This window comes from Sporolactobacillus vineae DSM 21990 = SL153 (assembly GCF_000377985.1).
GTDB lineage: Bacteria > Bacillota > Bacilli > Bacillales > Sporolactobacillaceae > Sporolactobacillus > Sporolactobacillus vineae.
This window is the reverse complement of the sequence record NZ_KB899045.1, coordinates 26,190-52,371: the sequence shown is the minus strand read 5'-3', so window position 1 is coordinate 52,371 and position 26,182 is coordinate 26,190. Positions and strand designations below refer to the sequence as shown.

21 protein-coding genes are annotated in these 26,182 nt (G+C 52.9%); 4 read left to right on the top strand and 17 right to left on the bottom strand.

Features of this window, described 5'->3' with window-relative positions; translation table 11 throughout:
• Window positions 1–6 precede the first annotated feature (6 nt).
• From D889_RS0106425 to D889_RS0106405, 5 genes are all read right to left on the bottom strand, one after another.
• Entirely contained in the window at window positions 7–1,239 is a 1,233-nt protein-coding gene (locus D889_RS0106425; RefSeq protein ID WP_010631544.1) for a glycosyltransferase, read from the bottom strand.
• A 111-nt stretch (window positions 1,240–1,350) separates the two neighbouring features.
• Window positions 1,351–2,670 (bottom strand): UDP-glucose dehydrogenase family protein, encoded by a 1,320-nt coding sequence (locus D889_RS0106420; RefSeq protein ID WP_010631545.1) that lies wholly within the window; start codon window positions 2,668–2,670, stop codon window positions 1,351–1,353.
• A 281-nt stretch (window positions 2,671–2,951) separates the two neighbouring features.
• Entirely contained in the window at window positions 2,952–3,917 is a 966-nt protein-coding gene (locus tag D889_RS0106415; RefSeq protein WP_238537621.1) for a nuclease-related domain-containing protein, read from the bottom strand.
• A gap of 148 nt (window positions 3,918–4,065) precedes the next feature.
• On the bottom strand, window positions 4,066–5,478 hold the full coding sequence (locus tag D889_RS0106410) for a sensor histidine kinase (protein WP_010631547.1): 1,413 nt from the start codon (window positions 5,476–5,478) through the stop codon (window positions 4,066–4,068).
• On the bottom strand, window positions 5,475–6,173 hold the full coding sequence (locus tag D889_RS0106405; protein ID WP_010631548.1) for a response regulator transcription factor: 699 nt from the start codon (window positions 6,171–6,173) through the stop codon (window positions 5,475–5,477). The genes D889_RS0106410 and D889_RS0106405 overlap by 4 nt, the downstream gene beginning before the upstream one ends.
• 311 nt (window positions 6,174–6,484) lie before the next feature.
• Here D889_RS0106405 and D889_RS0106400 point away from each other — a divergent pair, with 311 nt between their 5' ends.
• The 4 genes from D889_RS0106400 (at window position 6,485) to D889_RS0106385 (ending at window position 11,810) form a co-directional block, all read left to right on the top strand.
• Window positions 6,485–7,468: a glycosyltransferase family 2 protein gene (locus D889_RS0106400; protein WP_010631549.1), complete on the top strand. Its 984-nt coding sequence runs from the start codon at window positions 6,485–6,487 to the stop codon at window positions 7,466–7,468.
• A 77-nt stretch (window positions 7,469–7,545) separates the two neighbouring features.
• On the top strand, window positions 7,546–9,741 hold the full coding sequence (locus D889_RS0106395; RefSeq protein WP_010631550.1) for a glycosyltransferase family 39 protein: 2,196 nt from the start codon (window positions 7,546–7,548) through the stop codon (window positions 9,739–9,741).
• A 90-nt stretch (window positions 9,742–9,831) separates the two neighbouring features.
• Window positions 9,832–10,680: a glycoside hydrolase domain-containing protein gene (locus D889_RS0106390; protein WP_010631551.1), complete on the top strand. Its 849-nt coding sequence runs from the start codon at window positions 9,832–9,834 to the stop codon at window positions 10,678–10,680.
• Between the two features lie 122 nt (window positions 10,681–10,802).
• Window positions 10,803–11,810 (top strand): LCP family protein, encoded by a 1,008-nt coding sequence (locus tag D889_RS0106385; RefSeq protein WP_010631552.1) that lies wholly within the window; start codon window positions 10,803–10,805, stop codon window positions 11,808–11,810.
• Window positions 11,811–11,975: 165 nt separating this feature from the next.
• Here the strand turns inward: D889_RS0106385 and D889_RS0106380 are convergent, their stop codons facing one another.
• From D889_RS0106380 to tkt, 12 genes are all read right to left on the bottom strand, one after another.
• Window positions 11,976–13,445 (bottom strand): NAD-dependent succinate-semialdehyde dehydrogenase, encoded by a 1,470-nt coding sequence (locus D889_RS0106380; protein WP_010631553.1) that lies wholly within the window; start codon window positions 13,443–13,445, stop codon window positions 11,976–11,978.
• Between the two features lie 174 nt (window positions 13,446–13,619).
• Entirely contained in the window at window positions 13,620–14,597 is a 978-nt protein-coding gene (locus D889_RS0106375; protein ID WP_010631554.1) for a phosphoglycerate dehydrogenase, read from the bottom strand.
• Between the two features lie 204 nt (window positions 14,598–14,801).
• Window positions 14,802–15,872 carry a BtaManbiosPhlase gene (locus D889_RS0106370; protein WP_010631555.1) on the bottom strand — a complete coding sequence of 357 codons (1,071 nt, stop codon included), beginning with the start codon at window positions 15,870–15,872 and terminating at the stop codon, window positions 14,802–14,804.
• 13 nt (window positions 15,873–15,885) lie between these two features.
• Window positions 15,886–17,880 (bottom strand): beta-galactosidase, encoded by a 1,995-nt coding sequence (locus D889_RS0106365; RefSeq protein ID WP_010631556.1) that lies wholly within the window; start codon window positions 17,878–17,880, stop codon window positions 15,886–15,888.
• Window positions 17,881–18,080: 200 nt separating this feature from the next.
• Window positions 18,081–18,458 carry an OsmC family protein gene (locus D889_RS0106360; RefSeq protein ID WP_018962218.1) on the bottom strand — a complete coding sequence of 126 codons (378 nt, stop codon included), beginning with the start codon at window positions 18,456–18,458 and terminating at the stop codon, window positions 18,081–18,083.
• Between the two features lie 124 nt (window positions 18,459–18,582).
• Entirely contained in the window at window positions 18,583–18,981 is a 399-nt protein-coding gene (locus D889_RS0106355) for a PTS glucitol/sorbitol transporter subunit IIA (protein WP_010631558.1), read from the bottom strand.
• Window positions 18,982–19,053: 72 nt separating this feature from the next.
• Entirely contained in the window at window positions 19,054–20,070 is a 1,017-nt protein-coding gene (gene srlE / locus D889_RS0106350) for a PTS glucitol/sorbitol transporter subunit IIB (protein ID WP_010631559.1), read from the bottom strand.
• A gap of 20 nt (window positions 20,071–20,090) precedes the next feature.
• Window positions 20,091–20,642 carry a PTS glucitol/sorbitol transporter subunit IIC gene (gene srlA / locus D889_RS0106345; RefSeq protein WP_010631560.1) on the bottom strand — a complete coding sequence of 184 codons (552 nt, stop codon included), beginning with the start codon at window positions 20,640–20,642 and terminating at the stop codon, window positions 20,091–20,093.
• 6 nt (window positions 20,643–20,648) lie between these two features.
• Complete coding sequence (locus D889_RS0106340; protein ID WP_010631561.1) at window positions 20,649–21,122, bottom strand: transcriptional regulator GutM; 474 nt, start codon at window positions 21,120–21,122, stop codon at window positions 20,649–20,651.
• Between the two features lie 30 nt (window positions 21,123–21,152).
• Window positions 21,153–23,063 (bottom strand): BglG family transcription antiterminator, encoded by a 1,911-nt coding sequence (locus tag D889_RS0106335; RefSeq protein ID WP_010631562.1) that lies wholly within the window; start codon window positions 23,061–23,063, stop codon window positions 21,153–21,155.
• A 46-nt stretch (window positions 23,064–23,109) separates the two neighbouring features.
• The gene (locus tag D889_RS0106330) at window positions 23,110–23,913 is read right to left on the bottom strand and encodes an SDR family oxidoreductase (RefSeq protein WP_010631563.1); all 804 of its coding nucleotides are present in this window, start codon (window positions 23,911–23,913) and stop codon (window positions 23,110–23,112) included.
• A gap of 243 nt (window positions 23,914–24,156) precedes the next feature.
• Window positions 24,157–26,166 (bottom strand): transketolase, encoded by a 2,010-nt coding sequence (gene tkt / locus D889_RS0106325; RefSeq protein ID WP_010631564.1) that lies wholly within the window; start codon window positions 26,164–26,166, stop codon window positions 24,157–24,159.
• Between the last annotated feature and the right edge of the window lie 16 nt (window positions 26,167–26,182).

Genomic DNA, 26,182 nt, shown 5'->3' with positions numbered 1-26,182 from the left:
TGCCGATCAGTCTGCCGTACCTTTTTCCATCATCTCGATCAGTCGTCTGTTCTGCACGTCCCGGTTAAACTGCTGTTTAACCGTCCAGCGTGCCTGACGGGTAATGCGGTCCCATTTTTCAGGTGTGTCGATAATCCGCATCATCGCCTGTGCCAGTTGTTCCGGACTCTTTTCTTTAACCAGAAAGCCGCTCACACCATCCTCAATCAGTTCAGGAATACCGCTGTGATTTGTCGAGACGACCAGTTTTTCCATCGCCATCGCCTCCATCAGCTGAACAGGAATACCCTCCATATCCCCGCTTCGCGCAGTGACGCTCGGAGCCAGGACGATCTGCGCCCCTTTCATGAGCGAAATCCATTCCTCCTGAGTTTTCCACCCGAGCAGACGGACATGGCCGCCTAAATGCAGTCTGTCGATCAGTTCCTTAAGCTCTGCAGCAAGCGGGCCGTCTCCGGCCAGATCGTAGCGAACCGGATAACCGTGTGAAATCATTTCGGCAATCGCTTTAATGCCATATTCCAGACCCTTTTTTTCAACAAACCGGGCTGCGGAGACAATGACCGTTTCTTTTGCCGGCCGGGCCGGACAGACAGTAAACCGTGACAGATCGATGCCCATATGGTGGACGATAATCCGGTCCGGATCCGCGCCAAGAACGATCAGACGGCGTTTCCAGTATTCACTGATCGGGAGAAGTGTGGATCTGGATGCAAAAAGATCCTGATAGACATTTTCTCCTTTTTCGTTGATATAGCGAAGCATATCGTAACCATGGAATGCGATATACAAATCGCCCTGAAGCAATCCCAGGTCGATGCATTTTCGGGCCAGCAGGCCGTTCGGACCGAAATGGGCGAGAACCGCGTCGCAGCCGCGCAAATTGATCCGGCTCAGAGTGCGGATCAGGAAGGCCAGATTCGGCTGGCGGAATAAATCTCTGTAAGAAAATGATTTCCAGTCTTTTTTCTCAAAAAGCCGGGCTATTGATACGGACGCCAGTGCCGCTGCAAAATGAACAGCCTTCTGCAATTTGCTGTTGCTGCCGGCTGCATCGTAATATATCGTCCGCTCGTCCAGACGGTAGTTCGCAACATCATCGTGAACTTTCTGCCCCGGCGCTTTTCTTTTAGCAATGATTCTTACATCGTGCCCGGCGTCAATTAATCCGGTTATCTGGTTTAAGATAAATGTTTGCGAAAGTTTTGGAAATTCGCCGACAAAAAAAAGAATCTTCATTGCTTATGTTCCTCACTTCATCGTTTCTGTTTGCTGATCCGACGATTTTGTCACTCATCATGAAAAAAGGCAGAGCCTCAGAAAATCGAATGCTCTGCCCGTCGGAACCGGTCAGCGAATCAGTTCCGGCAAACAGCTCGGCCGTCCGATTGAATGATACTCAATCCCGGCACGAGCTGCAGCATCGAGACTGTAACAGTTCCGGCCGTCAAAAACAACCGGCGCAGCCATCAGACGGACATAGGTTTCAAGATCCATCTTTTTTATGTCCGGCCAGTCGGTGATGATCAGGGCGCAGTCTGCACCGCGCAGGGCATCACTGATATTCTCCGTAAAAACGGCCGCGGAGCCAAGCTGTTTCTTTGCGTTCCCCGCAGCAATCGGATCATAAGCCGTAATCTGTGCGCCAAGTGCGTTCAGTTTCGGAATCAGTGCAAGTGCCGGCGATTCGCGCAGATCATCGGTATTCGGTTTGAAGGCCAGGCCAAGCACCGCCACTTTTTTCCCTTCGAGCGACCCGAACCGGCCGAGCATGCGTTCCAGCAGAATCACCTGCTGATGATTATTGACTTCAATGACCGATTTTAGCAGATTGAAATCATGGTGATGATTGCCGGCCAGCTGAACGAGCGCCTTCGTATCCTTCGGGAAACAGGAACCGCCATAGCCGATCCCGGCTTTCAGAAACTGGCGGCCGATCCGGTGATCCAGCCCCATGCCGCGGGCAACTTCATCGACATTCGCCCCGAGCTGATCACAGATATTGGCGATCTCATTGATGAAACTGATTTTGGTGGCCAGAAAAGCATTCGACGCGTATTTGATCATCTCACTACTATACAGATCGGTTTTCAGGACCGGGATGCCGAACGGCCGGTTGATTTCTTCCAGGACATCCGCTACCCCCGGTTCGTCTGCACCGATCACAATCCGGTCGCCGTGGAATGTATCCTCGACGGCCGAGCCTTCACGCAGGAATTCCGGATTTGATGCAATATCAACCCGGATTCCGTCTTTTGTGATCGCGTTCATCAGTCGACGGATCCGTTCATTCGTCCCGACCGGAACCGTACTCTTGATGACGACGATCACCGGATGGGTGATGACAGCTGCAACATCACGGGCAGCCTGCATCACATAGTCCAGATTGGCCGAACCGTCCGACCGCTGCGGCGTTCCAACTGCAATATAGACAACCCGAGCTTCCTCCACGCCTGTCCGGTGATGGGACGTGAAAGACAGCCGGCGCGCACGCATATTTTTCTGCATCAGTGCCTCAAGCCCCGGCTCATAAATCGTCGGCACGCCCTGATTCAGCGTCTTCACTTTCTCCGGGTCGATATCAATGCATGTCACGATGTGGCCAATGTCTGAAAGGGCGACACCCGTAACCAAACCTACATACCCCGTTCCGATCACAGCGATTCTCATACCGCCACTCCTCGCATTTTTATCCTTTATGAATAAACTATCCTGGCAAGGCTCGTTTCATACCCTTCTCATGAGTTTACCGCGCCAACTTGAAGCGCTTGTAAAGACCGATAATCATTTTTGTAAAAAAATAAGAGACTAATTTACCATTCAGGTATAAAATGTCTCCTTTATTTTCCACATTATGGTATTTTATGCGAAATGCGCGCATTTATTTCAATTTGCGCGCATTTTTCCGGAAATACGCGCGATTTTTCAGAAATGCGCGCATTTCCGGATGATCAATTAAAATTCAAGTGATAAACAATGGCCTTTCCCGTTCCGGATGGGGATGCACCTGCCGCACTTAATAGTCTTCTGGCCAAGTCGCGTGACTCCAGATGCAGAAACGCACGACACTGCTGGTTTGTGATTTTCGGTCCGAAGATCAGCCGATAATCCTTTAGCGCCTGAATATGCGCATCTTTTGACACACCGCCGCAGGACCCGCAGGACCAGCGCGCCTTCAGTCTTTGCATCGGAAAAGTACCACATTCCGGACAGCAGACACCGTGCCGGATTTGGTTTGGATCAATGTGATAAGCAGCAAAAACATTTTGTTCAAGTTCCTGATGAGCAGCACACAACTTTTTCGAAAACGCACGCAGCATTTTCGGTGTTACTAATGGCTCAGCATGAAGACGGCTGATTTCCAGAACCCGTTCCGCCAGCCGGTCGACAAAAGTTACGGACCGATAAAAATTCGAATCTGCCGACTCCGGCAAGAGTACCGCATTGGGTGAAACCAGTACGACCAGTTTTTCGATCGGCATGTGAGCAAACTTGCTCCCGCCCAGCCATACGCGAAACTGCCGGATCAACCGTTCGGCCTGTACGAACGGATCAGAGAAGCGTTGCACCTGCTCTTTCTTTTCACGAAAAAACTGATGGAGTTTTGAATCGACATGAAGTGTTCCTGAAATGTTTTTTATTTCCAGAAGGAGAAAAAAACGAGTTGTAAGCAAGAGGCAGTCCATCTGAAAAAGATGCACGCCATTCGGCAAACGGAGCGAGTGAAGAATCCGGAATTCTCTCTCCTGCAGGAGGCTGAGCGGGTAATCTACGGCGGACTCTCCTCTGCAGCCGGCATAATAATTTTTCAGCTGTTCTTCGAGTTCCATTTTCTTTTTTCGGTCTCCGCTGAACCGGTGAACGGCCGCCTCAAGCTGACGGACATGGAAGGGAATTGTAAATTTGCGGTCAAACATAGGCCACCTCAGTCTGCAGAAGTTCAATGGGTTGATTTTAAATCGGGGCGTCAACAGATGATCGAACCAGGGAGGTACATGATCATAAATTCGACAGGGGCCGCCTTTTTCCTTTAAAAAATCTTCCGCAAAAAAGGTGCTCGAACCATTATTCACTTTCAGGAGCACCGGTCTCCTTTTTATCCGGATCATATCCCGTCAGACGGACGACAAATTCATTACCCGCCGGCACAATGTTCCGTACCCAGATCGCGCCCTTGTCCAGTTCAACCAGCTGACGGACAATTGCCAGACCAAGGCCGGAACCGCCGGCAGCGCTGGATCGGGACTGATCGGGCCGGTAGAAGCGGGTAAAAATTTTCTCTTTCTCCGCATCGGGAATCTGCGGCCCGGAATTCTGCACGCGGATGCAGGCATACCTGGCATCGCGGTTGACGATAATCCGGATTTCTCCGTCCTCCGGTGTGTATTTACGTGCATTTCCAAGCAGCGAGACGATGACCTGGTGCACATAATCTTCATTTGCCAGCGCGTAAACGTCATCGGTGACATCGGCAGTGAATCGTTGCGTTACACTGGCTGTATAATCGGAAATTACATTGCGGGCGACCATTGAAAGATTGACAGGTCCCAGTTTCCCCGATCGCCGGTCCAGACGGGCGATCATCAGCAGCTGTTCGATCAGCCGCTGCATCCGTTTGGATTCCTGATCGACAAAATGGATCGACTGCTCAATCACTTCGGGGTGCCCTGCCCCATGGCGCTGAATGAGTTCGACATGGCCGCGGATCGCAGCCAGCGGCGTTCTCAGCTCGTGGGACGCATCAGAGACAAACCGGTGATCCCGTTCAATCTGCTTATCGAGCTGATCCATCAGCTGATTAAAAGCCAGCGCCAAGTCGTGCACTTCTTTCGGCAACTCCGGAACATAAACGCGGCGCTTCAGATCGTTGGTCTCCGTGATCTTATTGATCATTCCGGTGGCTTGCATCAGCGGCCGGTTCAGCCGCCGTGACAGTCGGTAAATGGCCAGGGCACCGATCAAAATACCCGACAGGACAACAAGCGACATGACCCTGAGCATTAAGACGATAAATCGGTGAATGCTGACCATCCGAATGAACAGTTTGAACTTATAGCCGTTATACATAAACTGATATTCATAAATAGGGACGAATTTTTTCTTGAATGATATCGAGGAAAACACCGACAGCGTGATCCGGTACGCATTCTGATCCGTGATGCTTTCACTGCCCTTGGAATAGATCTGTTTTCCATTCGGTGTCTGAATGTGCAGATAAAAATTCGGATGCTGATTATAGAGAATCGTATTAATGGCCTGATCCCAGTTCGGATGAGCCTCTTTGGACTCGTGGATCAGCTCGTACTCGACATATTCCGCTTCCTGCTCCGTCCCTTTATAGAGAGAATAACTGACAATAATGATGGCCGCAGTGCCGATGAACAGGGCGGTCAGCAGCAAAATCAGAAGGTACCAGAAGTTCATCTGGAACACCGTTGTCTTTCTTTTCAGCCGGAACGTTCTCATCCAGTTCTTCATTCATCCACCCTCAGCGCATAACCGACCCCGCGGACCGTATGAATCAGCCGGTTTTTCGGACCCGGATCAATCTTGCTGCGCAGGTAGCGGATGTAGACATCGACAATATTGGTCTGCCCCATATAGTCGAAGCCCCAGACTTTAGACAACAGTTCATCCCGGGTCATCACTTTGCCCTCATTTTTCATCAGCATCGCCAGCAGATCGAACTCCCGCTGAGTCAGTTCAACCGACTTTCCGCCCCGCGCGGCGGAACGCTTTTCGGTATCCAGAACAAGGTCCCCGGTCTGATAAATATGCGATGCCGGTCCCTCCATATATTTTTTCCGCCGCCGGATGGCCACGCGGACACGGGCCAGCAGTTCCTCAATCTCGAACGGCTTCGTAATATAATCATCCGCCCCGCCGTCGAGCCCGGCAACCTTGTCGCCGACATAGTCTCTGGCCGTCATGATAATGATCGGCACCAGACTCTTCTTCCGGATCCGTCGGCAGACTTCCAGCCCGTTCAGCTTCGGCAGCATCAAGTCAAGCAGGATCAGATCCCATTTTGATTCATCGTCGAAAAAAAGCTTCAGTGCCTGCTCTCCGTCACCGGCTTCGGTCACCTGATAATTTTCAAAGCTCAGTTCTGTGGCCACAAAGGAAGCCACACTCTGTTCATCTTCGACCAGCAAAATGTTTATCTGTGCCATAGAAACAGCCTGCCCTTTCCATTTAACGCCGGCTCCATGCCGGCAGATCTTCTGTCATTTTCGATTATAGACGATGCATGACGGCTGTACCAAAAGCCGGGTAATCCCATTTCCTTCCAACTTCCATTATAGTCGGTCCGTGCACGCACAGGGATGAGAATTTTATTAAGAAATTCTAATCTTATTTTCACCAAATATTGGTTACCCGGTAACACGGTCTCCCTATCATGGATAGTGGAAACAGAAAGACGGACGGGCATCAGACAATCCCGCCGCGAACTTATGACCGATAGATCAGGAGGAATAAACAGATGAATGAACCTGTTCTGACGATTGTCGTCCCCTGCTTCAATGAGGAAGAAGTACTTGAAGAAACCAATAAAAGGCTGCGTGCCGTGCTGCAGCACGCCGTCCATGACCATCTTGCCGCCCACGGCAGCACGATTCTGTACGTCGACGACGGCAGCAAAGACCGGACCTGGGATCTGATCAGCCGGTTTATCCGCGACTATGCCGATGTCACCGGGGTCAAACTGAGCCGGAATTTCGGGCATCAGAATGCCCTGATTGCCGGTATCGAATCCTCCCGTCCCTATTCGGACTGTGTGGTCACAATTGATGCGGACCTGCAGGACGATGTGAATACAATCACCAAGTTTCTGGAAAAATATCAGGAAGGCTACGACATCGTTTACGGCGTCCGGGATAAACGGGACACCGATACTTTCTTCAAACGGAATACCGCACTGCTATTCTATCGGATCATGGACAAACTCGGTGTGAAAATGGTCCCGAACCATGCCGACTTCCGTCTGCTCGACCGCCGAGTACTGAATGAGTTCGTCAAATATCAGGAAGAAAATGTGTTCCTGCGCGGCATGATCCCGCTGCTCGGTTTCCGGAGCACCAAAGTATACTACAATCGTGCCGAGCGCTATGCCGGAAAATCGAAATACCCGCTGAAAAAGATGCTGAATTTCGCCATCGACGGCATCACTTCCTTTTCGATTGCCCCGATCCGGATGGTAACCTATCTGGGCATGGGCGTTGCCGGTATCGGTTTCCTGGCTGCTCTCTACGCCGTCATTCAGAAAATACTCGGGCATACGGTCACCGGCTGGTCGTCCGTGATCCTGTCCATCTGGCTGATCGGCGGTCTGCAGCTGATTGCGACCGGTGTGATCGGCGAATATATCGGAAAGATTTTCAAGGAAACCAAGCATCGCCCCCGTTATACCATCGAGAAACAGACATTGGCGGACCAGCATACCGCGTTTACGAGACGGGCGCTGTAAAGCGTTCTGCAGTGAAATGACGACAAATACGCAAACTGCGGTCACCAGTGCCGCACAGTTTACCACCTGGATGGGATGTGGGTGCAATTTTAAAGTGGAAACACGGATTACTGTCCGTATTCAGTATTGTTTTTGCGCTTTGTTTTTTTGCGGCCTGGGCCGCTGGTTTTATTTATCCATTCATTCAACTATCTGACTGGAACCTGACTTCCGCAGCACTGGCACTGGCTTTGTTTTCAATCATCGTCCTGCTGTTTTTTCTGGCCCTGTACCGCTGGATGGACTCACTTTCAGCCGCTGTAATCCGGCGCATATCACTGGTCCTGATGGCCGTCATGGGAGGCTTTGAGGTCTGGCTGATCCTGGCTTTTCACACGCTGATTCCGCCGCATGTCGATGGCGGCCATACTTATGCCGAAGCCTTGTATCTGCTGGCGCATCATCATGCGTCGGGGCTGCCTTATTTTCAGATCTACCCGAATAATATTCCGGTGACTCTGCTCCGCTATTTTATTTACCAGGTCTTCTCATGGGTACATCTGTCCAGCTATATGGTCATCGACTGGGCATTCTGTGCGGCGATGCTCGATCTGGGCATTTTCTTCGGCTGGAAACTGGTGCGCAAACTGACCGATGAGCGCGGCGGCTGTTTCTTTCTGCTGTTCACGTTGACCTGTCTGCCGCTGTTCTTCTACACCTTATATTTTTATACCGACACAACGATTATCGCTTTTCCGGTACTGCTCCTGTATTGCTGGTATCAGTACCGGCAGTCCGGAAAAGCAGGTTATCTGCTGCTCATCGGACTGCTGGTCGGCATCGGCTATCTGATCCGGCCGAACCTGATTCTCTTTCTTCCTGCCCTGATCATCTATATGTTCTTTGTATTGAACTGGAAAAAGGTGATTATCAACAGCCTGGTGATCAGTGCCATTGTCGGTCTGATCAGTTTCTCGGCTGTACCGGTGGAACGCCATTACGGCTATGTACCGAATCCGGCACTGGCGACGCCGACTGTCCATTGGATGGCGCTCGGCCTGTCGCCGAACGGCGGTTATAACAATGCCGACATGCAGCGGACTCTGAAACAACCGACACAGGCGGCGAAGAAACAGACGGATCTGCAGCAGATCAGGGACCGTCTCAGCCGTTACGGCCTGACCGGGCTGACCCATCTTGCGGCGATAAAGGCGGTGCGAACCTGGTCATCCGGGGCCCACGCCTACTTCTGGTACACGCACTTAAATGCGAAACCGACGACCGTTTATGAGTATCTGCTGAACCGCCGTAAGAGCCTGATGCTGCTGATTATTCAGATATTTTATATGGTCAATCTGTTCCTGATGATTTTTTCCATCGTACACTATTTCAGAACGCGCAAAGCCGATCTCAATCTGCTTATTCAGATCTGCCTGTTCGGAAACTTTCTCTTCTACACGTTTGTCTGGGAGGCGGAACCACGATACAGTCTGCTGTTCAGTACATTTATTCTGATCAGCGATGTGTACGGGCTCAAAGCCTTGAATGACCTTATCGCGAGAAGTGCCGCACCGGCCGGAGATGCAGTCCGCGGACGCACGCTGCGTCTTGCGCTGGCAGCCGTGCTGGCGGCGGCCGTGCTCGTCACCGGTATAGCAGGATACCACCCGCTGACTCAGACAGAGGCGAGCCAATATCAGTACAGCGTCGACCAGCCGTACATCAATGGCAAAAAGAGTGCACGTGTCGACCCGTCACATGTGGTCACCCAGACATTCCGGTCGCTTGGAACCTTCAACCGGATCACTGTGTACACCAACCGGGCAACAGGACGGGCTGTCTATTCAGTGTCGCTGACAAACCTGCATACGGGGAAAATCATTTTTTCTAGAGATCTGCGGATCAGCAGCATGAAAAAGAATCAGCCGCTCTCTTTCCGTGTGCCGGCTGTCCCCGACGTATCGCTACCTTACCGGCTGACCTTTACCCAAGTGGCTGGCCGGCCGGGATCTGTTCTGGCACTTCAAAAAAGCGGATTAGGATATGATCAGCGCGATCTCTATCCCGGTGGCCGGCTGCTGCAGAGCGGCAATATCACAAAGAAACAGGATCTGAAGTTCAAAGTATACCATGTCGATCAAAAGCCTTATCTGAGCACCCGGATCTACTTCAGTCTGCTCACCGTGCCGCTCCTGATGCTGCTTTTCTATGCATATATATCGGTACGACGGATGAATCCGCAGACCACCGGGAAAAAGCAGGGCGCACATCGATTGAAAGAACAGCAAGTTTGAAAAACCGGGAGTAATTGACCGGTTTTTTGCTTCGCTCACTATCTATTTACTATGGGAGAGGTCTTCCTGAAATGAGAGAGGAGTGAGCAGATGAAAGCGATTGACTGTGCAACGAAACTGACTGAAGACGCTATCGGACGTTTGCGGCAAACCGGCGTCGGGGCCATCGGCCGTTATCTGGGACCGGAGCATTCCTGGAAATCCGTCGACAATCAGGAGGCAAAGGTCATTTTAGCGGCCGGACTCGGTCTTTTCAGTATCTGGGAAACCAATCCGGTCAAACGTGCGTATTTTACCGAAGCCCAGGCGAAAAAAGATGCCGCTGCAGCCGAGCGCTATGCAGCGGCAATCGGACAGCCTCCCGGCACACCCATTTACTTTACCGTGGACTATAATGCCGGCGGGGAAGACCTCGGCACCATCATCAATTATTTTCGCCGCATCCGGGGGATCCGGTACCGAATCGGTGCCTACGGTTCCTTCCGTGTCGTCGAGGCCGTTTCACGTGCCAAAGCCGCCGACTTCTTCTATCAAACCTATGCCTGGTCGGAAGGCCGGTTATCCGCCTGCGCGCATATCTATCAGTATCGTAATGACCGGATCCTGAGCGGCGTCCGCGTCGATGACGATCTCGTCTTAAAGCCGGACGGAATCTGGCCGGCGGATACCGGAAAGAACAAAAGCAGCACACGTATCCCCGGAAAAGCCGCACCCGCCGCGAAAAAGAATATATCGTCCGGATCTGTTCCTTATCCCGGACATCTGGTACGTGAGGGCAGCCGCGGTGATGCTGTTCGCCGGATTCAGCACATCGCCGGTGCAGCTGAGGATGGTCTTTTCGGACCTCAGACCCGGCAGGCAGTGCGCAACTGGCAGAAAAAGCACGGACTGAAGCCGGACGGAATCGTCGGACCGTTAACCTGGAACGCGATGTTCTGACGGCCTCCGCAGCAGCCGGAATTGCCGGGCCGGATGGAAACCAACACCAGTCACGTGTAGAATGAAGATATGGCGGGCCGGGCAACACGCCCCCCCCGAATCAATTAAAAGGACCCGAAACCATGCGTAATTACAGTGAAAATGAATCAAGGCAAGAAATCAAAAAACATCAGAAGCGCCACCGCGTGTTCCGCAGACTGGTGGTTCTGCTCGTACTCATCCTTGCGATTGCCGCAGGCTTCACAGCGTTTGAAGTACACCGGCTGAACCCGGAGAACCGCTTTGCTCATCTGAAAGTCATTGGTGGAAACAGCTCGGCTCCGGTCGCCTCCGGAACATTCAACCTGCTGCTGATCGGCTCCGATGCGCGAAAGGGCGATACAGCCAGCCACTCAGATTCAATGGTCCTGATCCATGCCAATCTGAAGAAACATACGTATGATTTGATCAGTATCCCGCGCGACACGCGCGTCTATATGAACGGCTATGGGTATACCAAACTGACCAGTGTACAGTACGTATCGCAAATGAAGAACGGGCAGCAGCAGGGGATTCTTGATGCGGTCAGCGCCGTATCCGGACTGACCGGCGTGCCGATCAATTTCTATGCGGAAACAAACTACTGGGGACTGCGGGATATGATCAATACGCTCGGCGGTATCGAGATGAACCTGCCGTTTAAAGTAACCCTGACGCATCCCTGGAACAAATCATTTACCGGTAAGACATACCCGGCCGGCCTTCATTCTTTTGACGGTACGACCGTGACTGAACTGGTTCATGAACGCTACTCCCTGCCGGGGACCGATTACGGCCGCCAGCAGCTGCAGGAGGCCGCGCTGATGGGGATTGCGAAGAAAGTCATGCAGCCCTCTAACGTCACTAAGCTTCCGGCGCTGTCCCGTTCTCTCTCCAAGTTCCTTGTAGCGACCAACTTATCTTCCGAAGACCTGCTCAGTGCCGGCCTCAGTGCCAAGGGTAATTTCAACCCTGCCAAACAGATCCGTTACCGGCAGGTGAAAGGCACCAGCGTACGGATGCACGACGACGTTCTGAATGCCGACAATGCACAGATCATTCTCGATAAAAATCAGCTGCAGACAATCATCAGTAAATATTTCAAAAGTTGACGCCGCACCCCAAACAGGAGAGGCACCCGGATGTCCGGGTGCCTCTCCTGTTGGATTCACGATTCGTCCGAAGTCAATTTAGGCCTTGGTCAGTCAATTGGCATATTTCTCCAAACAAACCGTCACCTGAACACCATTTGTTCAGGCTGAACCTATATGATTGACTCAGACTTCGTAGTTCAAGTTAATAAACTTCGTATTGACATAGCCGTCAATACCCTGGCGTCCGTTTTCGCGGCCGAGGCCGGAGTGCTTGATGCCGCCGAACGGTGCCTGCGGAAAGGCAACGGCACCGCTGTTCACGCCGACCATCCCATATTGCAGTTTCCGGCTCATTTTTCCTATAGTTGCCGGATCTTTTGTATAGAAATAGCTTGCCAGACCGTACTCCGTGTCATTTGCCAGGTCGATGACTTCATCAACCGTATGAAACGGGATCACCGGGAGAACCGGACCGAAAGTTTCCTGGTAAAAGATGTTCATCGCGCGTGTGACGCCGGTCAGCACGGTCGGCGCATAGAAGTAACCGCCGGCAAACGCACCATCGGTCAGCCGGTGACCGCCAGTAGCGACCGTCGCCCCTTTTTTGGCGGCATCGGCGATCTGTCCGTCGATCTTGGCAATGGCGTCTTCCCGGATCAGCGGTCCGGCGTCGACGCCTTCGTCCAGCCCGTTGCCCACTTTAACTTTTTTAACAGCCGCAATCAGTTTACCGGTAAACTCCTCCAGAATCGGCTGCTGAACAAAGATCCGGTTCGGTGAGGTACAAACCTGGCCGTTATTGCGAAATTTTGTTGCAACAAGTTCGGTAACTACACGATCCACCGGAGCATCGGCAAGTACGATGAACGGGGCATGCCCGCCCAGCTCAAGAGACAGTTTCTTCACCGTATCGGCAGACTGGCCGAACAAGAGCTTGCCGACTGCCGTGGATCCGGTAAAGGCAATCTTCTTTACCCGGTCGCTTCCTGTCAGAACGCCGCCGATCGCGCGGGCATCGCCGGTAACCACATTGACCACGCCGTCCGGCAGCCCGCCTTCCTTAAACAGCGCCATCAGCGCCGTTGCCGAAAGCGGCGTCTCAGGAGACGGCTTCAGCACAACGGTGTTTCCGGCAGCGATGGCCGGGGAAATTTTCCGTGTAATCATCGATGATGGAAAATTCCAGGGCGTAATCGCACCGACGATGCCAAGCGGTTCCTTCTGAACGAGGAACAGCTGTCCGTTCGGACCGGGAACCGTCTCACCGTAAATCCGGCGCAGCTCTTCGGCGTACCAGCGCACGCTCTCCGCGCCGATCAGCACTTCACCCCGTGCCTGGGCGACCGGCTTGCCCTGCTCCAAAGTCATCAGCACCGCCAGTTCGTCCGCATGGCTGACGATCAGATCGGTAATCCGCCGCATGATCGCCGCCCGCTGATCCGGGTCTGTTTCCGCCCAGCCGGGGAACGCTTTTTCCGCAGCATCAATGGCTTTTTCCGTATCCGCAGCACCGCCGCGGGCAACATGCGCAATAACCTGTCCCGTCGCCGGGTTCACCACAGCATCCGTTTCACCATTCTCAGCATCAACCCACTGTCCGCCGATAAACAACTGCTTCGGTGCTTTATCCAGGATCTCATCCGTCCTGCTCATTGCTTCACCCCATTTTTAAGAAAGCGCTTATAATTTAGTCCTGACCGCTGTAATTTCAGCATACACGAACAACCGCTCCCGGACCAAATAAACTGCCTGAGTATTGTGATCGCACCGCGAAATGTGCCGCCCGATAGACAAAAAAAGCCGGCACCGCAGCGCCAGCTCCTGGTTTTAGATATGATGTGCTTTTTTCAGTTCATTCCCGTTTGCCAGATGATTCAGCGGCTCGCCGTGCATGAACCGGCGGATGTTGTCGATCGTCACCTGGGCGACCCGCTCGACACTTTCTTCCGTCGTTCCACCGATATGCGGTGTTGTGATCAGATTATCGAGGCAGGGCAGCGGTTCCTCCGGCGGTTCCTGCTCGAACACATCCAGTGCCGCACCGCCGATCGCCTTTTTCCGGAGTGCCTGGAAAAGCGCCTGTTCATCCGTCAGCGCGCCGCGGGAAATATTGATTAGGAAGGCCGATGGTTTCATCTTCTTCAACGCTTCGGCATCAATCAGATGGTAATTGGTCTTTCTCAGCGCCGTGCTGATCATCAGATAATCCGAGTCGCTCAGCACCTGATCCAGCGTGACAAATCGCGTGTTCAGCCGCGCAGCCGCGTCATCGTCCCGATAGGCGCCGTAAGCGATCCGGTGCATCCCGAACGCCCCGGCGATTTTCGCTATTTTCTGACCGATCGTGCCGAAACCGATAATTCCGAGCGTCTTGCCGTTGAGCTCAAACCCGTTGCTGTGGAACCAGGTGCCTTCCTTCGTCTGCCGGTCAAGCTGCGGAATCTGCCGCGAAATCGCCACCATCAGCCCGATCGCCAGCTCGGCAACCGACATCGCATTCTCCCCCGGCGCATTGCTGACCAAGATGCCCTTCTCCGTCGCATACTCAATGTCGACGTTATCCAGACCCGTGCCGGTCTTCAGAATATATTTTAATCCGGGCGCCGCATCGATCACTTCACGATCCGCCGGCGCCACCGCCGTGATGTAAACGGCCGCACCGCCGATCGCCCGGACGATGTTCTGTTTATCCCGCGCCTGATCGTACATCAGGCAGGTCACATGCGCACCGAGCGCCTCAAGCCGGCGGACAATCGACGGATAAATCGGGAAATAAGACTTCCCGACACAAAACAGGACATTCATGATTCTTCCCCCCAGTTTCCAGGGACAGTAACTGCACCTTCAGAATATACGTTTATTTTAACAGGTCGGCCGAATTACACCAACCAAAGCACATTATCCTGTCAGATTTTCCGTCATCAAGCTCTGATTCAGGCGTTTTTTGTCAAAAGGTGCGGCCGGCCGGCCGACGTCTCGCGTGCATGCCGGTCATTTTGCCAGGCAGGATCAGATGCGCTCTGTTTTCAGCCCCGCCAGAATCTGCCCGAGATCCAGTTCGGCCCCCGCCATCGCCCGGTCCGAGACGCCGTAATAGAGCTGCAGTACGGAGCCGTGAACCAGGGCCCCGCAGGTGAACACCACCGCCCCGAAGAAGCCGTGTTTTTCATAGTCTGCCTCCGGTTCGAGAATTGGTTTCGCCGACCGGGCAAGAATTTTTGCCGGATCCTTCAGATCAAGCAGCAGCGCACCCAGACAATACCTGTTCTGCGCATCCATGCCGTGATAGATCTCCAGCCAGCCGTCCGCTGTCCGAATTGGAACCGCCCCGCTGCCGATTCGTGCGCTGTCCCAGAATCCCTTGCGCACGCCGAGCAGGTGGCGGTGATGCCCCCAGTAGCGCAGATTGTCGGATTCCGCCAGCCAGATATCCGGGTTGCCGACACTCTTCAGCGACGGGCGGTGCAGCGCATAGTAGCGGCCGCCTATTTTTTTCGGAAAAATGACCGCATCCTTATCCTCAGGCGAAAAGATCAGACCGTGATCCGCATACGTTTTAAAATCTTTCGTCGTCACCAGATTGATGCCGATGCCGAGCGGAGACACGGCACTGAAATAGATGTAATACGTGTCGCCGATCTGCGTGATCCGCGGATCCTCAATCCCGAATGTCTCGTAACGCGTCGCCGGATAAATAAACGGCTTCGGATCGACCGTGAAATGCCGCCCGTCACGGCTTCTCGCCAGACGAAGATAGGACAGCGACGTCAGCCCGGCAAACTGATCCGGATGAGCGGACAGACCGACGATCCGGCTGTCACCAAACTGGTACGCCGGATCCCTTTTGTTAAAATAGCGAACCGAGGTTTTCCTTGCGTCAAAGTCATAATATGGAGAAGGCACGCGGGACGATTCCTTCGACAGCGGCCGTTCCGCAACCCTCAGAAGGAGTAAAATTTCACCATGATAGTCCGCCACGCCGGCATTAAATGTACCGATCACTTCAAAACCGTCATGATATGGCGGTACATCCTCCGGGCGGATCAGAGGATTCTCCTGATAACGTTTTACCGTAACCATCAGTCACGCCTCTTCATTGTTGCTGTTTCTTTAAAATTTTTACGCCGCGGGCCGGAAGGGTGATCATTCCGGCTTCAGGCTTGCCGTTCAGTAGATCCTCATAGCTGCCGGAAACGACAAACATTTTCTGCCGGCCGGTATGGTTCAGCACAAAGTAATAATCATACCCGTGATTCTGCCTGAGCGCGACTTCGACACCCTCCGGCACAGTCAGCGGCGCCTGAACCCCCGCTTCCTCCAGCACATCGCCGAAGAGTTTCCGCAAATACGCGTTGTCCGGCTGCGTGCCGACATAATAAGCAGCGCCCTGTCCGTATGTATGGCGCGTCACCGCCGGATGCCCGGCGAGGTAGCCGTTTTTGAAAGTGGCCAGAGCTTCCGCACCTTTCAGATGGATACACTCTTCCCAGATCCGGATCTCCGCGTCCCCTTCCGGCGTATGGATCTGATGCACCTGATTTTTCGGCATCGGTGCAAACTCTTCGATAGAAATACCGAGCACATCCCGGTAGGCTCCGGGATAACCGCCGGGGTAAACCCGGTCATTACTGTCGACAATCCCGCTGAAGAAATGGGTCAGAAAAACACCGCCGTTCCGGACATATGTTTTCACTTTTTCAGCGAAATCCGCCGAGACCTGATAGCTTGCCGGCGCAAATACGGCCTTGTAGGCGGACAAGTCCTCATCGGGATGGACAAAATCGACGGCGATATTCAGTTCGCGCAGTGCCCGATAGTAACTGCCCAGCTGTTTTGTGTAACGCACCAGACTGGAAGGCTTCGAATCCATTTCGAGGGCCCACCAATTCTCCCAGTCAAAGACGATCGCCAGCTGGGCCGGATTGGCGGCACCGACCAGTTCACGGCATTTCTTCAATTCCTGCCCCAGCGCCGCGACTTCCCGGAAACTGCGGCTGTTCTCATCGCCGGAGTGGGGCACCATACCGCTGTGGAACTTTTCCGCGCCGCCACGTGATGCGCGCCACTGGAAAAACATCACGCCATCCGCGCCGTGAGCGACCGCTTCATAGCTCCACAGCCGCATCCGGCCCGGCGTCTTCACCCCGTTTACGCCGCGCCAGTTGACCGCGCCGGGCGCCTGTTCCATTAACAGAAACGGCTTCTTTTTCAGGCCGCGCGTCAGATCGTGTGCCATAAAATAGTCATAGGGAACGTTCCAGAAGGGATCCGGATAGGCGTCCCAGGAGACCTGATCCATATATTTTGCCCACATGAACCCGTTGATCGGCTTGTGCAGACCCATCAGGTTCGTCGTCACCGGAATGCCCGGCGCATTTTTTCTGAGGATGGCCCGTTCCATTTTAAAAAGATTCAGGATCGATGCATTCATGAACCGCATGTAGTCTGCCTGCTGATTCGGATTGTGATGCGTCGGCATCTTCCCGGGCAGGTTGATCTCGTTCCAGTGATAATAGTGCTGGCTCCAGAAATCAGTTGACCAGCTGCGGTTCAGCCGGTCGATCGTCTGGTACTTCAGCTGCAGCCAGTGCCGGAATTCAAGTTTACACGTGTCGCAGTAACAGGCGCTGACATGACAGCCGTATTCATTATTCACGTGCCACATCGTCAGTGCCGGATGGCTGCTGTAGCGCGTGGACAGTCGCTCAACCAGCGCGGCAGCCAGCCGCTTGTAATCCGGACTGTTCGGACAGTAGTGCTGCCGGGATCCGGGCAGCAGGCGCACACCGTTGATGTCCACCGGCAGCGACTGCGGGTAGTCCCGCGCGATCCAGGCCGGCGGCGCGGCGGTCGCCGTAGCCAAATCGGCGTGGATCCCGTTTGCCGCCAGCATGTCCATGATCCGGTCGAGCGTGTGGAAATCGTAGGTTGCTTCATCAGGCTGCAGCAGCGCCCAGCTGAATATGTTAATGCTGACGAAATTGACACCCGCCTTTTTCATCAGCCGCATGTCGTCTGCCCATACCGATTCATCCCACTGCTCCGGATTATAGTCGCCGCCATAATAAAATTCCGTCTGCGCCTTCACCGTTCCGCTCCCCCCTGGTAATGCGCGCATTTGCTGGAAATCGCGCGCAAATCGGAAAAAATGCGCGTATTTCTCAAAAATTGCGCGCATTCCAAGATAACTGCGCGTATTTCTCAAAAATTGCGCGAATCATGCCTTTGCATCTTTCTCAAAAGGCCCTCACGACTTAATTATAGGTCGTTTTTTGCTTTCATGCCTTTTTAGGAGGTAAAATACACCGATTCATTGCTCCGGATATTCGGATTCAATGACTGAATCACTGGACAATGGCCGGGAATCTCTAAAAAAATCTGCTTCACCGCTTCCTGCACCGGCCGCGCCGCCTCAAGCAGCAGCCGGACATCAATCTGCGCAATCGGATTCGGCGGGTACGGGTTCTCTGTGTAATCCACCGATACCTGGACCAATCGGTAGGAAATCTGCCGCTGATCCAGTAATTCTTCAAATACATAGGCACTGCAGGCAGCCGCCGAGGCCGCAACCAACTGAACCGGCGAGAACCCCTTTCCCCGTCCAAGCTGCCAGTTTCCGTTCTCATGAATGAGTTCGATTGTTTCTGTCGGCTGAATCAGATCCATTTTTGCCACTCTCCCTGAAAACAGTTTCCCTTTCCGGAGGGTATGACACCGGTACCCGGTTTATGTGACCGGCAAAAAAGAGGAGCCCATTATGGACCCCCCTGTCTCTGTAATTCATCCGGTTTCAGGCGGAAACACCGTCTTCTTTCTTGTCGGATTCAGATCCCTGTATGCAGATCTTCGTACCCACCTGAATGTTGGGAACTTCTTTATCTTCGAGATAGAGTGTACCTGCCAGATCGGCCTTGGTACTGCCGTCGAATTTCATCGTGATATGGCCCAGGTTAACCAGATTCTTCTGAACAAGGTTACCCACGGCAGTGATCCGATAGACCTGGTCATTGAATACGACCTGATCATCGGTGGTGATCTTTCCGTCGATCGGATTCAGATCTACCGCGTAGCAGTAGTCTTTCAGTCCTGCCGGTGCTTCATCACCGAACAAAATCAGCATTTTCTCCTGTAAAAAATCATGAGCCATACTCCCGATACTTTTTACATGATTTTCATAAATGGTTTTCATCTTATTTCGGTGTCCGCTGATTTAAGTACGGATACCATCTGCCCTCCTTCAGAATCGTATCTGTTAATCTTTTTATTTCACATAAAGTCCGAAGCTGCACAGCCAGGCAAGAGCAACACGCGGAACACCGGTCAGGAAGCGGGAATAGAGAACCGATGGAACACCGACTTCAACAGTTTCCGGTTTGGCTTCGGCAAGGCCGAGACCGACAGGAACAAAGTCACAGGCGTTCTGTGTATTGATGGCAAACAGCGCCGGAAGGGCCAGCTGCGGTGGTACATTCCCCTGAGCAATCTGAACGCCGATCAGTGTCCCGATAATCTGGGCGATAACGCCGCCAGGTCCGAGCAGCGGCGACAGGAACGGCAGTGAGCAGACAAACCCGATCAGCAGCAGCCCCCAGATATTGCCGGCAAGCGGGGTCATGATTTTTGCGAACAGCGTGCCGATTCCGGACCCCTGAATGACGCCGATCAGCATCGCCACAAAGGCCATGAACGGCAGGATCGTCGTTAACATCGTCTGGATCGAATCACGGCCGGCCTGATAAAAGGTATCGATGACTTTCCCGGCACCCAGCCCGATCCGGGTCAGCACGCTCTGCTGATCACTGGCTGCTTTCGTTTTCGAAATCGTTTTGTCTGTACTGTATTTGAACTGCCGCTGCTGTGCTCCGGCACCTGCATCCTGTTCGGATTCATTCGAAGCCGGACCGGCAGCAGCGGAAATCTGATCAACTGTAACATTCGATACATAGATCTTTTCCGTGATATATTGAGCCAGCGGGCCGCTCTTTCCGGTCGGCATCACATTGATCGTCGGAATTCCTTTTTTCGGATAGATGCCGCAGCGCAGTGTCCCGCCGCAGTCAATGATGATTGCTGCTATTTTTTCATCGGGAACACTGGTTTTGAATCCATTGACCGGAACCCCTCCGGTCAGTTCGACGAGTTTATCCACGATTGCCGGACGGTTGCCGCCGCCGACAATATAGACGATTTTATCTTTGCCTTCACGCGGCGTGATGATCAACGGGCCGCCGAAACCACCATGTCCTCTGACTACTTTTGCTGATTTATATTCTGTCATTTTAATTCACCTGCCCCGGTTTATGATTTAATCTCTATTTCTTTACTCAGTTTGACATTCTGCTGCTTCTCGACCCATGGTGTAGTGAAGTCGGTGATCCAGCCGCAGAAGAAGTTGGCAACCAGCCCGACCAGCAGATACCTTAAAGCAAGGGGCGTCGTATCAAGGCCGAGTTTCTGAACGCCCTGGGCAATGCCCAGCCAGATGAACAGCTCCCCGGCATTGATATGCGGGAAAATACCGTTGCTCGTATGGCAAAAGTACGCGGCCGATGCATAATAACTCGGTTTATATCGCTCAGGCAGGAACCGTCCGAGCGACAGTGCCATCGGATTCGCCAGCATGAAGGCCCCGAGAAACGGGAGCACCATGTAACGAAGCAGCGGATTCTTAGATGATTTCGCGGCAAGTTTGTTTATCCGGTCCTGTCCGATCAGGCGAATCAATGAGTTCATGGCGACAAGTAACATCAAAACAACGGGTACGATGCCGCTCATCCAGGAGATAAAGGTTTTTGCACCGTACTGGAATAATCCGATGAAGCCTTTGGCCAGAAAGACAAGTATATCCAATTCTGTTCACCCCTTTTGTCTTTTTGAATGAAATTTTCCTGTAAATACGGATTTAATCCCGATCAGGGTTGTGCTGAGCGGTGTGCTGCGATTTTCCTCAATCGTTCCACCCTCGGCAACAATTCGGTAATTAGTGACGGCATCCGCAATTGCCTGACGAAGCAATTTGTTGTATACGCTTACTTTTTTCTCATCAATAGACTGGATCTGTTCGCCGATCAGCGGTTTCAGTTCACGAAAGCGGGCAAGAATCGTCACGCCCTGCATCTTTCGCGCATCAAGAATCTTCCCATTCTTATCGATGGCCAGAAACACAATCGTTCCGGCGCGTAAATTTCCGCGCTTCCGGCCGATCGCCACACGCCCCTGGCGTCTCATAACGATGAAGACGCGGGACATATGCCTCATCTGAAAATAACCAAGAAAAATCTGCAACAGAAACGCACCGCCGATAAACAGCATCAGTGTGAAGAACAGCATGACGACCCCACCTCTTTTCAATCCTGCGGTTTATTTGAATTCCGTCCGGAAGAATCGCTTCAGTTCCGGATAACTGGTTACCCGGGAAATTTGATTGATCCACTCCGGATGACCGGATAAGACAATCATTTCATCATACACGTCAATCAGCAGCTTCTCATCGCTGTTTTCTTCCGGAACACCGAGAAGAAAGACCAGACGAACATCTTTCCGGCCGACGCGGATCGGCTGATGAAAAATTCCCAGCGCCAGGACGATCCCATGCGACGTTTTGTTCACCGCATGCGGAAAAGCAATTTCATGATTGAAAATCATCTGACTCTTCTTCTCACGGTCAGCAATCCTCCGGGCAAAGCCTGCATCCACATATTGCTTCCGGGTCAGGTCGGCGATCATCATCCCGACATTTTCCTGATAAGACTTCTGTTCATCAAGGATGAAAAACTGATCCTCTGCCAGCAGATTGCCCAGAATTGAAAAGTGTTCTTCATCCGGCGCTACGTCCAGCTGCTTCAGTTCGAAAAGCTGATTGATCTTCTTCATCAGCAGCCGTTCATCGAAAATGTCCGTGATATGAATGACCGGCGTGCGTACAGCCGAATCAAGCGGCACCGTTGAGAAGATCAGATCCAGCTGATTCAACTCGCCGGCCTGCACCGCATTGGATGAAAAAAGCTTTTTTTCAACCTTACCGGTCAGAATCTTGCTAAGCTGCACTTCAATAATACGTGCGGCACTGTGCCCGGTATCGCAGACAATGCCGACGGTCCGCAGACCCATGAGCGGATTGCTCTGCTCGTCCAGCATAATGCCGAAATAATAGGCCAGATAGCCAAGTTCGGCGTCCGTCACCTTAATATGATAGTCACGGTAGATCACATCATAAGCAATCTCTGCCATCTCATATGCGAGCGGATATTTCTTTTTGACTTCCGTAATCAGTGAATTATGCAGCTTCACGCCGAATACCAGCCGGTTCATCATGAACATCAGATGATAGCTGAGCTCTTTCGCCACTTTGTCCAGGGAGAAGGAGATATTCAGTTCTTTTTGAACTTGCTTCTGTATATCACGAATCATTTTTTTTATGCTTTTCGAAACCGGGACGCTCGTCAAATCCAGCACATTGACCGGCGACCGTCTGCCCAGAATCGGCACCGTGATGAACAGGCGTTCCAGCACGGAAAAATTTTCACCGGTTGCACTTTCGAGCTGATCGGAGAAGACACCGACCTGCCGGAATTCGGGCGAATCCTGAGCTGCGGTCAGAAAATCCGGAATGCCGTCCCAGGACAGGGGATGCCCGTCGCGAATGCGCCGGAGCATGACTTTAATGTAACGTTTCCACTCGGTCTCGGTCTGCTGTTCCAGGAAGAACCGTTCGGAGAATGTCCGGATCAAGCCTTCCAGGCCATTTCCCCATTCTTCCGGCACATCAATCTTGTTCTGCAAAATGTAGATGCGCTTCTTCCACTCGCTCCCGGACAGACGGATGCCTTCGTTCGGCTTTCCCTTGATTTCAAGATCAAAGCTGTCAAAAGTCACCCTGAGTCGTTTCAGATCCTCAATCAATGTCGTTCTGCCGATATTCAGCGATTCTGCCAGTTCATCAATTTTCAGGGCTGTTGTTGCCCGCAGCAGTTTAAGCGCAAGATCCTGATCACGTTTTTTTAACGAATCCTCTGATTCAGTAGTCAGTTCATGGTCGGCAAGAAACTTTCTGTAACGCGCCTCATCATCAAGATGAAGCCAGTAACTTCCGCGGACCAGCTGAAACTGGGCAATGCCGCTCAGCGCCCGGTTGAGATCATGAATGTCGTTGCGGATCGTTCGCGTTGAAACAGACAGTTTTCCGGCCAGCTGCTTCAAATTGATTTCGTTCATCGACCGGCTTTCCTTCAGTATTGCTGAAAGACGGTCTTTCTGTGCCAGTTTGACCATTTAATCCCTCCGCGTCTTTTGTTATAAACGGTCGGGTCGGCGTCAGTCAGCCTCTGGACTTTCCGCCGGTGATGTTGACGGTTGTACCGGTGATGTATGCGGCACGATCGGAAAGCAGGTAAGTGACCAGGTTACCGATATCGTCCAGTTTCCCGGGGCGCCCGAGCGGGATGGCCTTCGAGTAATCCGTGCCGAGTTCGCTGACGGAAATGTTTCTTGTATACGCCAGCGCTTCATTATAAGTATCCGTCGTCAGTCCGGTTTTCTCGTTAATCCCCGGTGCGACACCGACGACACGAATATGGTGGCTGCCCAGTTCTTTGGCCCAGGAACGTGTGAACCCGTTCACGGCGCCCTTTGTTGCCGAATAAACACTCTGGCCGTTCGAACCTTCCATACCGGCTTCAGAAGAAATGTTGACGATCACGCCGGAACCTTTCTTCAGGAACTGACGAACCACTGCCTGAGAGGTCAGGAACACGCCTTTCACATTGACACCGATCATCAGATTAAAATCTTTTTCACTAAGTTCATACTGTGGCTTTTCACCGCGAAAATCAACAAGCAGGCGCGGCAGATTGATGCCGGCATCATTGACTAGTCCGTCAATTCCGCCGAACTTTGCCGCGACGTGAGAAACCATGTTCTCAACACTTTCCTTGCTGGTGACGTCCATCTGTACATAGTACACGCCATTCTCACTCTGATCTCCGGTCTTCACATGTATGTCACAGACAACGACCTGTGCGCCGGCTGCTGCCAGGGTCGCGACAATATGTTTGCCAATCCCTGAAGCACCGCCCGTTACGACAATTACTTTTTTCTCTAATCCAAGCCAGGATTCAGTCATCCTCAAACGCCTTCCTTTATCCATTGGTTATTGTCATCCTCTGACTACAGTTACATTGTAATAGCGCTTACACAGACAATTAATACCGTCTTTTTCACGCGGTTTTGAAAAACGCTGTGCGCATTGTAATCATTTTCCTGCATGGGAAGGCACAAAAAGCCCGGATAAAAAGCAATCCGGGTTCACTCTGAATTTATATTTTTTAAAAGGAACGTAATGGCCCGAGAAAACAGCACAGACCGGTCATTTTGCCGCTTTCAGGAAATGCATGAATACGTCAGCGACATGTTCCGGGGTAAAGCCGTATGCAGCGGTCACGTCCGTGCCTTTTCCCGACGCGCCGAACCGGTCGACGGCGACCATACCGCCGTCCGGACCGACATAACGATCCCAACCGAATGAAGCGGCCATCTCGATACCGACACGCACCGTCAGTTCCGGCGGCAGTACATGGTTCCGGTAAGCCTGACCCTGAGCATCAAACAGATCAAATGACGGCAGGCTGACGACGCGGACATTGGTGTGTTCCGCAGCGAGCCGCTTCTGCGTTTCGATGGCTAGACCCACTTCGGAACCCGTCGCAATCAGGATGCCCGCCTCCGGCTTTGCCGGGTCGGCTGCCGATACAATATAGCCGCCGCGTCTTACGCCTTTCGGGGCACCGAACACCTCACCTTCATACGTGGTCGTACTCTGGCGGGTCAGCACGAGCACCGTCGGACGATGTGTGCTTTCAACAGCCAGTTTCCACGCCTCCCGCGTCTCGGCCGCATCGGCCGGGCGTATGACCTGAAGACCGGGCATCGCCCGGAGCCCGGCCAGCTGCTCCACCGGTTGATGCGTCGGTCCGTCTTCTCCGACGGCAATGCTGTCATGGGTGAAGATAAAAATCGACGGGATTTTCATCAGTGCGGCCACCCGCAGCGCCGGTTTGAGGTAGTCGGAAAAGGCAAAAAATGTGGATCCATAGGCTTTGACGCCGCCGTGCAGCGTCATGCCGTTGACGATTCCGGCCATGGCGAATTCCCGCACGCCGAACCAGATATTGCGCCCGGCATAGCTGTCCGGCTGAAAGTCGCCCTCCCCTTTCAGATACGTCTGCACCGATGAAAACAGGTCCGCCGATCCGCCGAACAGGAACGGAATACTCCGGCCCAGATTCTGCAGAATGTCGCCGGACAGCTTGCGTGTCGCCGCCTGTGTACCGACTTTATAGTCGGGAAGCGCTGCATCGTAACCATCCGGTATTTTTCCTTCGATTGCTTCGTTCAGCGCCCGGTTTTCGTCCGGATACACTGCGGCAAAGTCTTTTAAGAGTTCAGTCCATGCGGCCTCCTCAGCCCGTCCGCGTGCACCGCTCTCAGCACATCTGCGATAGACCGGATCCGGCACGAAAAAGGGTTCGTGGGTCCAGCCGTAGCCCTTCTTCGTCAATGTCATTTCCTCTGCACTCAGTGGTGCACCGTGTGCCGTATGCTTTCCTTGAATGTCCGGCGCGCCGTAACCGATCACCGTATGCACTTCGATCAGCGACGGGTGGCGGCTGTCCGCTTTCGCTTTTCGCAGCGCTTCGTCAATGTCATCCAGACGATTTCCGTCTTCCACCGTTAAGGTTTGCCATCCGTAAGCCCGGAACCGATCCTGCACATTTTCTGTGAACGACCGGTCGCTGCCGCCATCCAGCGTGATTCGGTTCGAATCATACAGTACGATCAGTTTGCCCAGCTTCAGATGACCGGCGAGGGAAGCCGCCTCTGAAGTGATTCCCTCCATCAAGTCCCCGTCGCCGCAGAGCACATAGATAAAATGATTGACGACCGGAAAGGCGGGCCGGTTAAACTGACCGGCCAGGTGCGCTTCTGTGATCGCCATACCTGTTGCCATAGCGAAGCCCTGACCGAGCGGGCCGGTCATCGCTTCAACGCCGGGTGTCAGACCATATTCCGGATGACCGGGCGTTCGGCTCCCGAGTTTTCGGAAGGCCTTCAAATCATCCACCGTCAGGCTGTAACCGAAAACGTGCAGCAGACTGTACAGCAATGCCGAGCCATGCCCTGCAGAAAGCACAAAACGGTCGCGGTTGAACCAGTGCGGATTGTCCGGATTAAAAGTCATACAGCGCGACCAGAGGGTATAGGCCATCGGAGCGGCGCCAAGCGGCAGACCGGGATGGCCGGAATTTGCCTGACTGATCATATCTAGCGACAGCATCCGGAGTGTATCAACAGCAAGCTGATCGACAGATTTTCTCATGATGGTCCCTCCGGTT

Coding starts and splice junctions, on each gene's coding strand:
- D889_RS0106360 (WP_018962218.1), bottom strand. CDS start 18,458: ATGGATCTGATTCAGCCGACAGAAACAATCGAACTCATTCATGAGAAC.
- D889_RS0106390 (WP_010631551.1), top strand. CDS start 9,832: ATGAAAGCGATTGACTGTGCAACGAAACTGACTGAAGACGCTATCGGA.
- D889_RS0106355 (WP_010631558.1), bottom strand. CDS start 18,981: ATGAAAACCATTTATGAAAATCATGTAAAAAGTATCGGGAGTATGGCT.
- D889_RS0106380 (WP_010631553.1), bottom strand. CDS start 13,445: ATGAGCAGGACGGATGAGATCCTGGATAAAGCACCGAAGCAGTTGTTT.
- D889_RS0106400 (WP_010631549.1), top strand. CDS start 6,485: ATGAATGAACCTGTTCTGACGATTGTCGTCCCCTGCTTCAATGAGGAA.
- D889_RS0106415 (WP_238537621.1), bottom strand. CDS start 3,917: ATGTTTGACCGCAAATTTACAATTCCCTTCCATGTCCGTCAGCTTGAG.
- D889_RS0106330 (WP_010631563.1), bottom strand. CDS start 23,913: ATGACTGAATCCTGGCTTGGATTAGAGAAAAAAGTAATTGTCGTAACG.
- D889_RS0106335 (WP_010631562.1), bottom strand. CDS start 23,063: ATGGTCAAACTGGCACAGAAAGACCGTCTTTCAGCAATACTGAAGGAA.
- D889_RS0106385 (WP_010631552.1), top strand. CDS start 10,803: ATGCGTAATTACAGTGAAAATGAATCAAGGCAAGAAATCAAAAAACAT.
- D889_RS0106340 (WP_010631561.1), bottom strand. CDS start 21,122: ATGCTGTTCTTCACACTGATGCTGTTTATCGGCGGTGCGTTTCTGTTG.
- D889_RS0106375 (WP_010631554.1), bottom strand. CDS start 14,597: ATGAATGTCCTGTTTTGTGTCGGGAAGTCTTATTTCCCGATTTATCCG.
- D889_RS0106420 (WP_010631545.1), bottom strand. CDS start 2,670: ATGAGAATCGCTGTGATCGGAACGGGGTATGTAGGTTTGGTTACGGGT.
- D889_RS0106410 (WP_010631547.1), bottom strand. CDS start 5,478: ATGAAGAACTGGATGAGAACGTTCCGGCTGAAAAGAAAGACAACGGTG.
- D889_RS0106370 (WP_010631555.1), bottom strand. CDS start 15,872: ATGGTTACGGTAAAACGTTATCAGGAGAATCCTCTGATCCGCCCGGAG.
- srlE (WP_010631559.1), bottom strand. CDS start 20,070: ATGACAGAATATAAATCAGCAAAAGTAGTCAGAGGACATGGTGGTTTC.
- tkt (WP_010631564.1), bottom strand. CDS start 26,166: ATGAGAAAATCTGTCGATCAGCTTGCTGTTGATACACTCCGGATGCTG.
- D889_RS0106405 (WP_010631548.1), bottom strand. CDS start 6,173: ATGGCACAGATAAACATTTTGCTGGTCGAAGATGAACAGAGTGTGGCT.
- D889_RS0106425 (WP_010631544.1), bottom strand. CDS start 1,239: ATGAAGATTCTTTTTTTTGTCGGCGAATTTCCAAAACTTTCGCAAACA.